The organism is Janibacter sp. Soil728, from assembly GCF_001428305.1.
Taxonomy (GTDB): Bacteria; Actinomycetota; Actinomycetes; order Actinomycetales; family Dermatophilaceae; genus Janibacter.
On record NZ_LMRZ01000006.1, the window covers coordinates 98,450 to 112,908 of the forward strand.

Consider the following 14,459-nt stretch of genomic DNA (forward strand, 5'->3'; position numbering starts at 1 on the left):
AGGCACCGCGGCTGCCACCGGACAAACATCGGGAAAGAGGTCACAATCCCGCAAAACTGCTGCGTATCTCCCCGTCCGGACCGGATGTTGGCTAGATTGCCCGACCAGCCCCAGTGTGCGGTGGATCACCATCGCGCCCACGGGTGCCCCACCCCGGCAATGGTGCCGGGGCCGGCCACAAGAGCGAGGAAACATGTCGATGAGGAAAGCAGCCCCGCTGGCCGCTCTGGCAGCAACCGCACTGACGCTCAGTGCGTGCGCCGCGAGCGACCGTGACGACTCGGGCTCCGACGGCGGTGACACCGGGGGGACCTTCACCTTCGGCGCCGCGGGCGCCCCGGAGGTCTTCGACCCCTTCTACGCCACCGATGGCGAGACCTTCCGCGTGACCCGCCAGATCTTCGAGGGCCTCGTCGAGGTCAAGCCCGGAAGCGCCGAGCTCGGCCCGGGCCTGGCCGAGTCCTGGGAGCCGTCCAAGGACGGCAAGGACTGGACCTTCCACCTGCGCGAGGGCGTGAAGTTCACCGACGGCGAGGTGTTCGACGGCAAGGCCGTGTGCGCCAACTTCGAGCGGATGGCCAACCAGAACGAAGCGGCCCAGTCCGGCCCGGCCGAGTACTGGAGCACCGGCATGGGCGGCTTCGGCAAGGACGCCCTCTACGACGGGTGTGAGGTCAAGGACGCCAAGACCGTCGTCATCAAGGTCAAGTCCGCCACCTCCAAGTTCCCGGCGATGCTCTCCCTCTCCTCCTTCGCGATGCAGTCGCCCAAGGCGCTCAAGGAGGGCAAGGCCAACGACGTCAAGGTGCAGGGCGAGGGCTTCGTCTACCCGGCGAACTCCGAGAATCCTGTCGGCACCGGCCCCTACACGCTGGAGAAGTACGACACCGCCAACAAGACGGTCACGCTCAAGCGCAACGACGACTACTGGGGCGAGAAGGCCAAGACCGCGAAGATCGTCTTCAAGATCATCCCCGACGAGTCGACCCGTCGTCAGGAGCTCGAGGCCGGCAGCATCGACGGCTACGACCTGCCCAACCCGGTGGACTGGAAGGGCCTGGAGGAGTCCGGCAACAAGGTCGAGGTCCGCGACCCCTTCAACATCCTCTACCTGGGCCTGCAGCCCGAGGCCAACGCCAAGCTCAAGGACGTGCGGGTGCGGCAGGCGATCAACTACGCGATCAACCGCGACCAGCTCGTGAAGTCCCAGCTGCCTGAGGGCGCCACGCCCGCCTCGCAGTTCATGCCGGACACGGTGAGCGGGTACAACAAGGACCTCGAGCCCTACCCGTACGACACGGCCAAGGCCAAGGCCCTGCTCAAGGAGGCCGGCGCCACGGGCATGACCTTGAAGTTCGCCTACCCGAGCGAGGTCACCCGCCCGTACATGCCCAACCCGCAGAAGATCCACGAGGCGATCCGCAAGGACCTCGAAAAGGCGGGGATCAAGGTCGAGGTCACCACCAAGCCGTGGAACGGCGGGTACCTCGACAACGTCGACGCCCACAAGTACGACGCCTGGCTGCTGGGCTGGACCGGTGACTACGACTCGGCCGACAACTTCATCGGCACCTTCTTCGGCAATGCCAAGCTCAACGACTTCAGCACCGTGGCGGGTGGCTACGGCAAGGAGCTGTCGAAGGAGCTCAAGGACGCGGACTCGACCGTCGACGAGGCGGAGCGCTCGGCCAAGTACGAGGCGATCAACAAGAAGATCGCCGAGGACTACGTCCCCGGTGCGCCGATCTCCCACTCCCCGCCGGCCATCGTGGTCAGCAAGGACGTCAAGGGGCTGGTCACGAGCCCGCTGACGGCCGAGGAGTTCTCCACCGTCACCGTCGGCGGCAAGTGAGCCACACCCGTAGGTGACCTCGTGACGGGGCCGCCTCGACCATCTGGTCGAGGCGGCCCTCGTCCGCGATCCACGTCAGGAGCGCACACACGTGCTGAAGTTCATCATCCGGCGACTGCTACAGCTGGTCGTCGTCCTCTTCGTCCTCTCGATCCTGCTCTTCGCCTGGCTGCGTGCCCTCCCGGGTGGGGTCGTCTCGGCGATGCTCGGCGAACGCGCGACCCCCGAGTCCCGCGCCCGCCTGACCGAGGCCTTCGGGCTCAACGAGCCTCTGCCGGTGCAGTACTGGCGCTTCCTGACCCGGGCGCTGCAGGGTGACTTCGGCGTCTCCACGGGCGTGCAGCCCGGAAAGACGGCCACCTCGATCCTCATCGAACGCTTCCCCGCGACCGTGGAGCTGAGCGTCGTCGCGCTCCTCCTGGCGGTCGTCGTGGCGATCCCGCTCGGTTATCTCGCAGCCAAGAAGCGCGCCAGCTTCCTCGACAACAGCTCGATCGTCGTGTCGCTCATCGGTGTCGCGGTCCCCGTCTTCTTCCTCGCCTTCCTGCTGAAGTACGTCTTCGCGATCAAGCTCGGCTGGCTCCCGGTCTCCGGTCGGTCGAGCATCCCCGATGCCACCCAGGTCACGGGCTTCTTCGTCCTCGACGGTCTGCTCACCCGTGAGTGGGATGCCGCGTGGGACGCCCTGAAACACCTGGTCCTGCCCGGCATCGCGCTGGCGTCCATCCCCTTCGCGATGATCTTCCGCATCACCCGCGCGTCGGTGCTGGAGGTCCTCGACGAGGACTTCGTGCGCACCGCCCAGGCGAAGGGGTTGAGTCACCGCGTCGTGCGCGGTCGCCACATCATGCGCAATGCACTTCTCCCGGTCATCACCGCCGTGGGCCTGCAGGTAGGCGCGCTGCTCGCCGGCGCCGTCCTCACCGAGACGGTCTTCAACTTCGGTGGCATCGGTGAGGCACTCAAGTTCGCCTTCACCCTGCGTGACTACCCCGTGCTGCAGCTGCTCGTCTTCGTCGCGGCCCTGACCTATGTGCTGGTCAACCTGCTCGTGGACATCCTGTACGCCGTCGTCGACCCCCGAGTGAGGACCCGATGAACGACTCCCAGATGCCCGACCGGCCCCGCGGGCTGGGCGCCCGCCGCAAGCAACGCATCGACGACCTCGCCGCGACCAGCGGCGGCACGACCGTCGCGGAGGCCGGTACCGTCGACGACTCCGGCGGCGTCGGCCTGATCGCCTCCGCCTGGCGGCGGTTGCGGCGCAACCCGATCTTCCTCACCGGTTTGGCGATCACGGTCGCCTTCGTCCTGCTCGCCGTGCTCTCGCCGTGGATCGCACCGCACGACGCAGCCGACAACCCACTCATCGACAAGGTGAGCCGGCAGAGCAACCCCATCCCGGGGCCCGAGCCGGGCTTCCCGCTCGGCGGCGACGACTCCGGACGAGACCTGCTCTCGCGCCTGCTCGTCGGCAGCCAGCAGACGCTTCTCGTGGGGGTCTTCGCGACGCTCTTCGGGCTCATCGGCGGCCTCACCCTGGGCACCGTGGCGGGAGCCTTCGGCGGCTGGGTCGACTCCGTCGTCATGCGCATCGTCGATGTCATGCTCTCGATCCCGTCGCTGCTGCTGGCAGTGTCGATCTCGGCCCTGGCGGCCGAGCCCAGCCAGTGGACGGTGATCATCGCCGTGGCCGTCGTGCAGGTCCCGATCTTCGCCCGCCTCCTGCGTGGGTCGATGCTCGCCCAACGCGGCAAGGACCACGTCCTCGCGGCGCGAGCCCTCGGCGTCAAGCGGTCGGCGATCATCCTGCGGCACATGCTGCCCAACTCGCTCGGCCCGGTCATCGTGCAGGCGACGCTCGTGCTGGCCACGGCGATCATCGATGCCGCGGCGCTGTCCTTCCTCGGCCTCGGCAACCCCGACGACAGCAAGCCCGAGTGGGGCCAGATGCTCGGGCAGGCCCAGCAGTACATCTATGACAACCCGCACCTGGCCTTCTACCCGGCGGCGTGCATCATCGTCGTCGCCCTCGGCTTCACCCTCATGGGTGAGTCGCTTCGCGAGGCCCTCGACCCCAAGAGCAGGCGGTGAGCGACATGACCTCCCCCAGCACCTCCCCCACGTCCCGACGCGGCGACGAGCCGCTGCTGTCCGTGCGCGACCTCTCGGTCACCTTCGGCATCAAGAACGAGCGTCCCTTCACCGCCGTCGACGGGCTGAGCTTCGACGTGCGCCCCGGGCAGACCGTGGGCCTGGTCGGCGAGTCCGGGTGCGGCAAGTCGGTGACCTCGCTGGCGATCATGGGGCTGCTGCCCCCGCGCGGCAACCGGGTCACCGGCACCGTCACCTACGGCGGTTCGGACCTGCTGTCGCTCTCCGACAAGGAGATGACCGCCAAGCGCGGCAAGGACATCAGCATGATCTTCCAGGATCCGCTGTCCTCGCTGAACCCCGTCGTGCCCATCGGTCGCCAGGTCAGCGAGGTCCTCGAGCGACACAAGGGCATGTCCCGCAAGGAGGCCACGCCGCACGCCCGCGACATGCTCGACAAGGTGGGCATCCCCGACCCTGACCGCCGGCTCAAGGAGTACCCGCACCAGCTGTCCGGCGGCATGCGCCAGCGTGCCCTGATCGCGATGGCGCTGGCCTGCGAGCCACGGCTGCTCATCGCCGACGAGCCGACGACGGCCCTCGACGTGACGATCCAGGCGCAGATCCTCGCGCTGCTGCGAGAGCTCGTCGAGGACACCGGCACGGCACTGATCATGATCACCCACGACCTCGGCGTCGTCGCCGGGCTGTGCGACGAGATCAATGTCCTCTACGGCGGACGTCTCGTCGAGCGCGCTGAGCGTCACGACCTCTTCGCCGAGCCCCGCCACCCCTACACGGGTGGCCTCCTCGCGAGCGTGCCGAGCCTCGACGACGAGCGCGGGACCCGACTCACCCCGGTGCCGGGCTCCGTCTCCGACAACCTGCCGTGGACGAGCGCCTGCGCGTTCGCCCCCCGGTGCGCCAATGCCGTCGAGCACTGCCGCGAGGAGACCCCTGATCTGGCCGTGGCCCCCGGTGGCCGGGCACTGCGCTGCTTCAACCCGCTCGCGGGCGACCCCTCCCCCGCCGAGGGCACGACGACCCAGGAGGTCCGATGACCACCGACGCCACGATGACCGACGCACCCACGAGCGGCACTCCCGGCGAGGTACTCGTCGACGTCCGCGGGATCAAGGTCCACTTCCCCATCACCAAGGGGATCATCTTCGACAAGGTCGTGGGACACGTCTACGCGGTCGACGGTGTGGACCTGCAGATCCGACGCGGCGAGACCTACGGTCTGGTCGGCGAGTCCGGGTGCGGCAAGTCGACGCTCGGCCGGGCGATCCTGCACCTGGAGCCCCCCACCGCGGGCACGGTGACCTTCGACGGCCAGCCGATCTCCACGCTCAAGGGTGAGGAGCTGCGCCGCCGGCGCAAGGACCTGCAGATGGTCTTCCAGGACCCCATGGGCAGCCTCGACCCGCGGCAGAGCGTGGAGGCCCTGCTCGTCGAGGGGATGAAGGCGCACGGGATCGTCAAGGATGCCAAGGAGGCCCAGCCACGGCTGCGCCAGCTCCTCGCCGACGTGGGTCTGCCCACCGCTGCCCTGAAGAAGTATCCGCACGAGTTCTCCGGCGGCCAGCGCCAGCGCATCGGCATCGCCCGGGCGCTGAGCGTCAACCCGGAGCTGATCGTCGCCGACGAGCCGGTCTCGGCACTCGACGTGTCCGTGCAGGCCCAGGTCATCAACCTGATGTCGGACCTGCAGGAGGAGTACGGGCTCACCTATCTCGTCATCGCACACGACCTCGCGGTCGTGCGGCACATCTCCGACCGCGTGGGGGTGATGTACCTCGGCGGACTCGTCGAGGAGGCCCCCGCCGACGACCTGTACGCCACGCCGCGGCACCCGTACACGCGGGCGCTGCTGTCGGCAGTGCCGGTGCCGGACCCCGTCGTCGAGGACTCACGTGAGCAGATCCTGCTGAGCGGTGACCTCCCTTCGCCCGCCAACCCGCCGTCCGGATGCCGCTTCCACACCCGCTGCCCGTGGCGCCAGGAGACCCTGTGCGACACCGAGCGACCACAGCTGCGGGTCGTGCAGGGCGCCGATCACAAGGTCGCCTGCCACTGGGCCGAGCAGATCGAGACCGGCGAGATCCAGCCGCACTCGGTCACCGCCAAGGTCGACGAGACCGCTACCCAGCTCGCGGCGGACGCCGAGGCGGAGCGCCTGACGGGGGACCTCCCCTTCGCCTGACCGCTCGTCTGCATTGCCCTAGGGCAATGCAGGTTAGTTACAGACGCAGCACGAAGGGGGCGCCCCACCGGTCATCCGGTGGGGCGCCCCCCTTCGTGCGTGCGTCAGTGCTCAGACACCGCTGGCGCCAGCGGTCGAGGTGTCGGTGTCGGGTACACCTGCACCCGCACCGCCAGTCCGACCGGCGGCGGCCGCGTCGGTCGAGTCGACCATGCCCTGCCCGGCGAAGAGGGAGTCCTGGTCCTGCCCGCTCACGTCCGTCGTCTCGACGATGACCCGAGGCTCCGCGAAGTGGCACTTGGAGAGGTGCTGGCCGACACCGTCGGGACGCAGCTCCAGCACGGGGGTCTCCGTGCGACAGATGTCCTGCGCCTTCCAGCAGCGCGTGTGGAAGTGGCAGCCCGACGGAGGGTTGGCCGGCGAGGGCACATCCCCCTGGAGCACGATCTGGTCCCGCTTGCCGCGCAGCGACGGGTCCGGCACGGGCACAGCGGACAGCAGTGCCTGCGTGTAGGGGTGCGTGGGGCGCGAGTAGATGTCGTCCTCGTCACCGATCTCGACCATGCGACCGAGGTACATGACCCCGACCCGGTCGGAGATGTGCCGCACGACCGACAGGTCGTGCGCGATGAAGATGTAGGACAGCCCCAGCTCGTCCTGCAGCTTTTCCATCAGGTTGATCACCTGGGCCTGCACTGACACGTCGAGCGCGGAGACCGGCTCGTCGCAGATGAGCACCTTGGGGTTGAGCGCGATGCCACGGGCGATGCCGATGCGCTGACGCTGGCCTCCCGAGAACTGGTGCGGGTAGCGGTTGATGTGCTCGGGGTTGAGCCCCACGAGCTCCAGCAGCTCCTGCACACGCGCCTGCCGGTTGCCCTTGGGGACGACGTCGGAGTGGATCTCCAGGGGCTCGGCCACGATCTCGCCGACGGTGCGTCGCGGGTTGAGCGACGTGTACGGGTCCTGGAAGACGATCTGGATGTCGCGGCGCAGCCGCCGCATGTCGCTGCCCGACTGCGCGTACATGTCCACGCCGTCGAAGTCGACCGTGCCCTCGGTGGGGTCCTCGAGTCGCATGAGCAGGCGACCGAGCGTGGACTTGCCACACCCGGACTCGCCGACGATGCCGAGCGTCTCACCCTTGTAGAGCTCGAAGTCGACGCCGTCGACGGCCTTGACGTGACCGACCGTGCGACGCAGGACGCCGCCCTTGATCGGGTAGTGCTTCTTCAGGCCACTGGCCTTGAGGATCACCTCAGGCATCAAGCACCTCCTGGCTGAAATGGCACGCCGACTGGCGCTGCGGGCCGACGTCGAGCAGCTCGGGCCGCTCGGTCCGGCAGATGTCCTGGGCCATCACGCAGCGCGGGTGGAAGGCGCAGCCCGGCGGGATCCGCGTGAGGTTGGGCGGGAGGCCACCGATGGCGGAGAGCTTCTGCCCCTTCTGGTCAAGACGAGGGATCGACTCGAGCAGGCCCTTGGTGTACGGGTGTCCGGGGCGGGCGTAGATGTCGCCCACCTCGGCCCGCTCGACGATCCGCCCGGCGTACATGACCGCGATGCGGTCGGCGACATCGGCGACGACGCCGAGGTCGTGGGTGATGAGGATCAGACCCATCCGGAACTCCTCCTGCAACTCTTGCAGGAGGGCCATGATCTGGGCCTGGACCGTCACGTCGAGCGCGGTCGTCGGCTCGTCGGCGATGAGGACCTTGGGGTCCAGGGCGATCGCCATGGCGATCATGATGCGCTGGCGCATCCCCCCGGAGAACTGGTGGGGGTAGGCCTTGACCCGGTCCTTGGCGGCCGGGATGTTGACCCGCTCCATCAGCTTGATGGCCTGGGCGTAGGCATCGGCCTTGTTCACCCCGCGGTGGACGCGGAACATCTCGGCGATCTGCCACCCGACGGGGAAGACGGGGTTCAGCGAGCTCAGCGCGTCCTGGAAGATCATCGAGATCTCCGGGCCGCGCGTGAGGCGCCGCTCCTCCTCGGGCATGGTCAGCAGGTCCTGACCCTTGTAGAGGACGCGACCGGCGGGGATCGTGGCCGGGGGCATGTCGAGGATGCCCATGATCGCCTGCGCGGTCACGGACTTGCCCGACCCCGACTCGCCCAGGATCGCGAGGGTCTCCCCCTCGTCCAGGCTGAAGTCGACGCCGTTGATCGCCTTGGCCACTCCTTCGCTGGTGTGGAACTCGACGTGCAGGTCCTCGACCTCGAGCAGGTGCTGCTCACCGGTCGCAGGTGTCGTCTGTGTGCTCATGTGCTCACTCACCTTGCTCTCAGCGGCTCTTGGGGTCGAAGGCATCACGCACGGCATCGCCGAGCATGATGAAGGCCAGGACCGCGATGCTGAGGAAGAGGGCCGGGAAGAAGAGGATGTGCGGCGATGCGCGCAGCGGCGTCAGGCCGTCGTTGATCATCACACCCCAGGAGACGGTCGGCGGCCGCAGGCCGATGCCCAGGAAGGACAGCGTCGCCTCAGCCGCGATGTAGGCACCGAGGTTGATCGTCGCGACGACGATCGCCGGAGCCATCGCATTGGGCAGGACGTGCCGACGGATGATCCGCATCGGCGTGGCACCGAGGGCACGAGCTGCCTGGACGTAGTCGTTGGGCTTGACCTGGATGACCGACGAGCGCATCAAGCGCATCAGGCTCGGCCAGCCGAAGAGGACGAAGACGAGCACGACCTGGAAGATCACGCCGAAGTAGCCCTGGATCGGGATGCCCAGCAGCGTCGGGGTGTCCTGCAGGGAGGACAGGAAGATGATGCCGACGAGCAGCAGCGGGATGGCGAAGAAGATGTCGCCGAGACGGCTGATGAGCGTGTCCACCCAGCCGCCGACGTACCCCGCGATCAGGCCGAGCAGGGAACCCAGCAGCAGCACGCCGGTCGTGGCGAGCACACCGACGAGGATCGAGGCGCGCGCGCCGTAGACGGTGCGCGTGTAGATGTCCGCGCCCTGGGTGTCGGTCCCGAACCAGTGCGCCCCGCTCGGGGTCTCCCGCGAGCGACTGAGGTCGTTGAAGCCCAGGTCATAGGTGGTGAAGAGCGAGGGCCAGACGGCCATCAGCATGAAGATCACGATCAGTGCACTCGAGATCCAGAAGAAGGGGTTGCGCCGCAGCGAGCGGAAGGCGTCGGCGGTCAGCGAGCGCGAGGTGCCATCGGCTGCCTCGGCCACGACGGCCGCACGGGTCGTGGTGGCGTCGGCCTCGTCGTTGCCGGGGCCGCCCGGGGTAGCGCCCTGCGCCGTGGTCTTGTCAGTCATTGCTGATCCTCGGGTCGAGGGCACCGTAGAGCAGGTCGACGAGCAGGTTCATCAGGAGGTACACGATGACCAGAGCGGTCACGGCGCCGACGACGGCGATGCCGTCGCGGTTCTGGATGCCCTTGAAGATGTAACCGCCCACGCCATTGATCCCGAAGATCCCCTCGGTGACGATCGCGCCGCCGAGCAGGGCGCCGAAGTCGTAGCCCATGAAGGTGACCACGGGGATCAGGGAGTTGCGCAGCGTGTGCACCCCGACGACACGGCGCGGGGTCAGGCCCTTGGCCTTGGCGGTGCGCACGTAGTCGGACTTGATGTTCTCAGCGATGTTGCTGCGCATGAGACGGGCGATGTAGGCCAACGAGGTGGACCCGAGGACCATCGCGGGCAGGACCAACGAGAAGAGGCTGGGGTCCTTGCCGGTCGCCAGGGCGGGGAAGATCTCCCACTTGAGACCCAGGAAGTACTGCGCGGCGAAACCGGTGACGAAGATGGGTACCGAGATGACGAAGAGGGTGCTGATCAGGACCAGGTTGTCGATGAACCCGCCCTTGCGCAGTCCCGCGAGCACACCCGCGAGGATACCGATGACGCCCTCGAAGATCAGCGCCATGACGGCGAGCTTGGCCGTGACCGTGAAGCGCTCGCTGAGCTCCTCCGCGACGGGACGGCCGTACTGGTTCTCGCCCAGGTCACCCTGGACGACATTCTTCGCGTAGTAGCCGTACTGGACCGGCAGTGGCTCGTCCAGGTGGTACTTGGCGTTGAACTTCTCGATGTATGCCGCGGGACAAGGCCGCTCGCCACACTTGCCTGCCGTGGGGTCACCCGGCATGGCGAAGACCATGGCGTAGATCAGGAACGTGGAAAGGATGACCACCGGGATCATCTGCAGCAACCGGCGAACGATGTACTTGCCCACGAGCACCTCCTTCGGATCTGGTACGCACCTCATGCCCGGGGTGCCGGGAGAGGCTATCTCATACGGTGTGACGCCGGTCGCTTCCCGGCGTCCGGCATGCACGCCACCGGCCGGCCATCACGAAAAGGGATGGCCGGCCGGCGTCGTGCTGAATCAGCCCAGGGGCTGGGTCACTTGACCTTGATCGCGGCCAGGTCGGGGTTACCGAAGGGGGTCGCCTTGACGTCGGTGACCTTGTCCGACCACCCGATGATCGTCTTGCCGTACCACAGCGGGATCGTGGTGAACTCCTTGGCGATCAGACCCTCGGCCTCCTGGTAGAGCTTGTTGGCCGCCTCGGGGGTGTCCGCAGCGCCAGCCTCGCTCATCTTCTTCTGGAAGGCGGCGTTGTCGTAGCCGTAGTAGTTCGAGCTCGCCGTCGCACCGTAGATGGGCGAGAGGTAGTTCTCGATGGACGGGTAGTCCATGACCCAACCCATGCGGAAGAGACCCTTGACCTCGTCCTTGCCGAGCTTGGTCAAGATGGTCTTGAAGTCGACGGACGGGGTGGCGACACAGTCGATGCCGATGGACTTCTTGACGGAGTTGCAGACCGCCTGGGTCCACTCCTTGTGGCCGCCGTCACCGTTGTAGGACAGGGTGAGCTTGCCGTCGTAGCCGCCGCCCTCCTTGAGGAGCTTCTTGGCCTTCTCCGGGTTGAACTCGCAGTACTCGCCACAGGCGCCGGCCTTGTAGCCGTCGACGACCGGGGAGACCCAGCCGGTGGCGGGGGTGTAGGCGTCGTTGAAGATCTGCTTGACGATCGTCGGCCGGTCGATGGCCATCGAGATCGCCTGACGGACCTTGACGTTCTTCAGCTTCGGGTCGACGTGGTAGTTCATGCCGACGAACTGGAAGGTTGAGTTCTCCTTCTCGAGGTAACGCCCGTCACCCAGGTCGGTCTTGAACTTGTTGTCGATGAGCGCGCTCGGCGGGATCTGACGGACGACGTCGATCTCACCGGCGAGCAGGGCGGTGTACTCCGCGTCCGCGTCCTGGAAGATCTTGAAGGTGATCTTGTCGGAGTTGCCGCCGAAGTCACCCGAGTAGTCGTCGAACTTGCTGACGACGATCGCGGAGTTCTCCTCCCAGGAGTCGAACTTGTACGGACCGGCGGCGACCGGCTTCTTGCCGAAGGCCTCCGGGTCGTCGAAGAACGAGTCCGGCTGCGGGGCGAAGGCGGTGTAGCCCAGACGCAGCGGCAGGTTGGAGACCGGCGTGGTGGTCTTGATGGTGAAGGTGTGGTCGTCGACGACCTTGAGGCCGGAGAGCTTCTTGACCTTGGACTTGGGGTCGGAGACCTCCTTGAAGCCCTCGACGGGCTCGAAGAAGTAGCCACCCTGCTGGCCGTTGGGCCCGAAGGCGGTGTAGTTCCAGGCGTCGACGAAGTTCTTGGCGAGCACCTCGGTGCCGTCGTGGAACTTGTAACCCTTCTTGATCTTGACGGTGAAGGTCTGGTTGTCCTTCGTCTCGATCGACTCGGCGATGTCGTTCTCGGGCTGCGCCGTCTCGGGGTTGTAGTGGATGAGCTTGGCGGTCAGGACGTCGAGGACGTCACCACCACAGGTCTCAGCGGTGTTGCCCGCGACGAGCGGGTTCTCGGGGTTGCAGCCACCGGAGACGATCGCACCTCCGGCCGTGCCGCCCGAGGTGCTGTCCGTGTCACTGCTGCCACCGCACGCGGTCGCGAGAAGCGCGACCGCGGAGATGCTGGCGATTGCCATCGCGCGAGACTTCACTCGCATGGATGTCCTCCTACGTCATTCCGCCGGGAAGGGCGGGTCTATCGGCTTTCCCGACGGTCCGGGTCCACCCCTGGGTGCAGCCGCGATCCGCGGCTGCACGAGCCATCAAAAACCACGACGCACCCTGTGGCCACGATCGAGTGTGCTGTGAGACACAACTGTGACTCTTCGGTGACCACTCCGGCACCCCTCCCGTCAGATGGAGGGTTATCCCTCGACCACCGCGTCGAGCGTGATGGGCCGCCGATCCGCCCCCGCGAGCGGGAGGCGCCAGTTGGGGTACTCCTCGTCGGTCCCGGGCTGGTTGATGGCCCGCACGTCACCGACGAGGTCGGTCAGCGCGACACCCCGAAGGCGCGAAGGGGTGAGCCCGAGCCAGCGGTGGAGCGCGGCCACCACGGCGGTGTCCGGGGCGTCCACCTCCTCGAGCAGGCCCCGCTCGTGCAGCGCCTCACGGACCGCACGGATCCTCCCTTCCTCGGCTGCCGCCTCCTCCTGGACGGGCCGCGTCAGCAGCCCCAGACGCTCACGGATCGCGACATGCTCCAGCGCGAGGTAGCCGGCGCTCGGCGGGAGGTCGTGGGTGGTCACCGTCGCCAGGCAGAGCTCCCGGTAGTCCTCCGGCGGACGAGGACGCCCGTCGTCGCCCCACTCGAACCACGCGACGCTCGTCCCCAGGACCCCGCGCTCGACGAGGTGGTCGCGCACCCACGGCTCGACGACGCCGAGGTCCTCGCCGATGACGATCGCGCCGGCGCGCTGGGCCTCCAGGGTGAGGATCCCGATGAGCGCCTCGTGGTCGTAGCGCACATACGCCCCGTCGCCGGGAGCGGCGTCCTCGGGCACCCACCACAGGCGGAAGAGGCCGATGATGTGGTCGATCCGCAGCCCTCCTGCCTCCGCGAGCACCGCGCGCAGCATGTCTCGGAAGGGGGCATAGCCGAGCTCCGCGAGCCGGTCCGGTCGCCACGGCGGTTGGGACCAGTTCTGTCCCAGCTGGTTGAACTGGTCCGGCGGAGCGCCCACGTCGATGCCTCGGGCGAGGGCTTCCCCCAGCGCCCACGCATCGGCGCCCTCGGGGTGGATGCCCACGGCCAGATCGGCGATGACACCGATCCCCATGCCGGCGGCACGCAGCCGCTGCTGGGCACGGGCGAGCTGGCTGCGCACCACCCACTGGGTCCAGACGACGTAGGAGATCTCCTCGCGGTGGGTCTCACGGTGCGCCTCGACCGCTGCCGACGAGGGGTCCTGCAGCTCCTGCGGCCAGTCCGTCTGCCAGAGGGTTCCGTGCGTCGCGGCCAGCGAGCACCACGTCGCGAAGTCCACGAGCGGCTGGCCCTCCTCACGGTGCATCTGCCCGACCTCGCGTGCCTGCGCCGGTCCCAGGTGGCGGAAGGCGATGCGCAACGCTGCGTCCTTGAGCGCCCAGGCGGCATCACGGTCGATCATGTCGACGGTGTTGAGCTCGCGCGCTCGGTCCGCGAGCTCCTCCACCCGGGCGCGGGCCGGCGCGGGCAGGTCCTCCAGTCCCGGCACGAGCCTCAGGTCGATGTAGACCGGGTTGAGGAAGCGACGCGAGGTCGGCAGGTACGGAGACGGCTCCATCGGCGCGATCGGCTCGGCAGCGTGCAGCGGGTTGACGAGGAGGAAGTGCGCATCGTGCTCTCGGGCGGCCCACTCCCCCAGCACCGCCAGGTCCCCCAGGTCACCGATGCCCTGGCTGCCCGAGCTGCGCACCTGGTAGATCTGCGTCATCAGGCCCGTGCGCGGCTCCTCCTGGAGCAGGGCCGGCAGCTCGAGCCGCTGCGGGACGGTGACCAGCACGGCTCGCTCACCACCGTCCGGGAGCGACGCGTCGCCGGGCTCGGCGACGAGCCGGTGCCAGCCGAGCGGCAGGTCGGCAGGTATCTCGAAGGCGGCCTCGCCGACGAGTGCGCCGTCGACGTCGCGCGGGTCGACCACGTGCTCCAGCTGCTCGAGATCACGACGATCGTCCCCTTCGAGGACGACGTGGACCCGGACCGCGCTGCCGTGCGGCACGTGCACGAGGAGGCGAAGGGGGTCGCCCTCACGCTGGACGACGGTCGGGGGCAGGACGCGGCGCCACGGCGCGGTTCGGGTGCGCTCGAGCGCAGCGGTGAGCGACTCCTCGCTCGAGGTGTCCTCACCCATGGCCTCGAGGACGGCGCGCAGGGAGGACTCGGGAACCTCACGGTGCTCACCGCGCCAGTCCCACCACTGGGTGTCGACTCCCTTCGCTCGGGCAAGGTCGACGATCTGGGCGGTCGCATCGGTCACGGGGCCACCTTTCAGGAGG

The 14,459-nt window shown here is 68.0% G+C and carries 11 protein-coding genes; 5 read left to right on the top strand and 6 right to left on the bottom strand.

The window, feature by feature from the left end:
- The first annotated feature begins 193 nt into the window (after positions 1-193).
- The 5 genes from ASG73_RS13685 to ASG73_RS13705 all read left to right on the top strand — a co-directional run bounded on the left by ASG73_RS13685 (position 194) and on the right by ASG73_RS13705 (position 6,152).
- On the top strand, positions 194-1,852 hold the full coding sequence (locus tag ASG73_RS13685; protein WP_055996347.1) for an ABC transporter substrate-binding protein: 1,659 nt from the start codon (positions 194-196) through the stop codon (positions 1,850-1,852).
- A 91-nt stretch (positions 1,853-1,943) separates the two neighbouring features.
- Positions 1,944-2,951 (top strand): ABC transporter permease, encoded by a 1,008-nt coding sequence (locus ASG73_RS13690; protein WP_055996350.1) that lies wholly within the window; start codon positions 1,944-1,946, stop codon positions 2,949-2,951.
- On the top strand, positions 2,948-3,946 hold the full coding sequence (locus ASG73_RS13695) for an ABC transporter permease (RefSeq protein ID WP_235499462.1): 999 nt from the start codon (positions 2,948-2,950) through the stop codon (positions 3,944-3,946). The genes ASG73_RS13690 and ASG73_RS13695 overlap by 4 nt, the downstream gene beginning before the upstream one ends.
- A 5-nt stretch (positions 3,947-3,951) precedes the next feature.
- Positions 3,952-5,007 (top strand): ABC transporter ATP-binding protein, encoded by a 1,056-nt coding sequence (locus ASG73_RS13700; RefSeq protein WP_055997537.1) that lies wholly within the window; start codon positions 3,952-3,954, stop codon positions 5,005-5,007.
- A complete protein-coding gene (locus ASG73_RS13705) occupies positions 5,004-6,152 on the top strand; it encodes an ABC transporter ATP-binding protein (protein ID WP_055996353.1) in 1,149 nt (382 codons plus the stop codon). The genes ASG73_RS13700 and ASG73_RS13705 overlap by 4 nt, the downstream gene beginning before the upstream one ends.
- A 111-nt stretch (positions 6,153-6,263) precedes the next feature.
- Here the strand turns inward: ASG73_RS13705 and ASG73_RS13710 are convergent, their stop codons facing one another.
- The 6 genes from ASG73_RS13710 to malQ form a co-directional block, all read right to left on the bottom strand.
- On the bottom strand, positions 6,264-7,418 hold the full coding sequence (locus ASG73_RS13710) for an ABC transporter ATP-binding protein (protein ID WP_055996356.1): 1,155 nt from the start codon (positions 7,416-7,418) through the stop codon (positions 6,264-6,266).
- The gene (locus ASG73_RS13715; RefSeq protein WP_055996359.1) at positions 7,411-8,421 is read right to left on the bottom strand and encodes an ABC transporter ATP-binding protein; all 1,011 of its coding nucleotides are present in this window, start codon (positions 8,419-8,421) and stop codon (positions 7,411-7,413) included. Before ASG73_RS13715 ends, ASG73_RS13710 begins: the two co-directional genes overlap by 8 nt.
- Before the next feature lie 19 nt (positions 8,422-8,440).
- Positions 8,441-9,433, bottom strand: a complete 993-nt coding sequence (locus tag ASG73_RS13720; RefSeq protein ID WP_055996361.1) for an ABC transporter permease — start codon at positions 9,431-9,433, stop codon at positions 8,441-8,443.
- The gene (locus tag ASG73_RS13725) at positions 9,426-10,355 is read right to left on the bottom strand and encodes an ABC transporter permease (RefSeq protein WP_055996364.1); all 930 of its coding nucleotides are present in this window, start codon (positions 10,353-10,355) and stop codon (positions 9,426-9,428) included. Before ASG73_RS13725 ends, ASG73_RS13720 begins: the two co-directional genes overlap by 8 nt.
- A 170-nt stretch (positions 10,356-10,525) precedes the next feature.
- Positions 10,526-12,118, bottom strand: coding sequence for a peptide ABC transporter substrate-binding protein (locus ASG73_RS13730; RefSeq protein ID WP_235499463.1), 1,593 nt, complete (start codon positions 12,116-12,118; stop codon positions 10,526-10,528).
- 228 nt (positions 12,119-12,346) lie between these two features.
- On the bottom strand, positions 12,347-14,440 hold the full coding sequence (gene malQ / locus ASG73_RS13735) for a 4-alpha-glucanotransferase (RefSeq protein ID WP_055996370.1): 2,094 nt from the start codon (positions 14,438-14,440) through the stop codon (positions 12,347-12,349).
- Between the last annotated feature and the right edge of the window lie 19 nt (positions 14,441-14,459).

What these genes read in the sequence shown, in the direction of transcription:
- ASG73_RS13715 (WP_055996359.1), bottom strand. Translation starts at nt 8,421, where the DNA reads ATGAGCACACAGACGACACCTGCGACCGGTGAGCAGCACCTGCTCGAG.
- ASG73_RS13710 (WP_055996356.1), bottom strand. Translation starts at nt 7,418, where the DNA reads ATGCCTGAGGTGATCCTCAAGGCCAGTGGCCTGAAGAAGCACTACCCG.
- ASG73_RS13700 (WP_055997537.1), top strand. Translation starts at nt 3,952, where the DNA reads ATGACCTCCCCCAGCACCTCCCCCACGTCCCGACGCGGCGACGAGCCG.
- ASG73_RS13695 (WP_235499462.1), top strand. Translation starts at nt 2,948, where the DNA reads ATGAACGACTCCCAGATGCCCGACCGGCCCCGCGGGCTGGGCGCCCGC.
- ASG73_RS13705 (WP_055996353.1), top strand. Translation starts at nt 5,004, where the DNA reads ATGACCACCGACGCCACGATGACCGACGCACCCACGAGCGGCACTCCC.
- ASG73_RS13730 (WP_235499463.1), bottom strand. Translation starts at nt 12,118, where the DNA reads ATGGCAATCGCCAGCATCTCCGCGGTCGCGCTTCTCGCGACCGCGTGC.
- ASG73_RS13720 (WP_055996361.1), bottom strand. Translation starts at nt 9,433, where the DNA reads ATGACTGACAAGACCACGGCGCAGGGCGCTACCCCGGGCGGCCCCGGC.
- ASG73_RS13685 (WP_055996347.1), top strand. Translation starts at nt 194, where the DNA reads ATGTCGATGAGGAAAGCAGCCCCGCTGGCCGCTCTGGCAGCAACCGCA.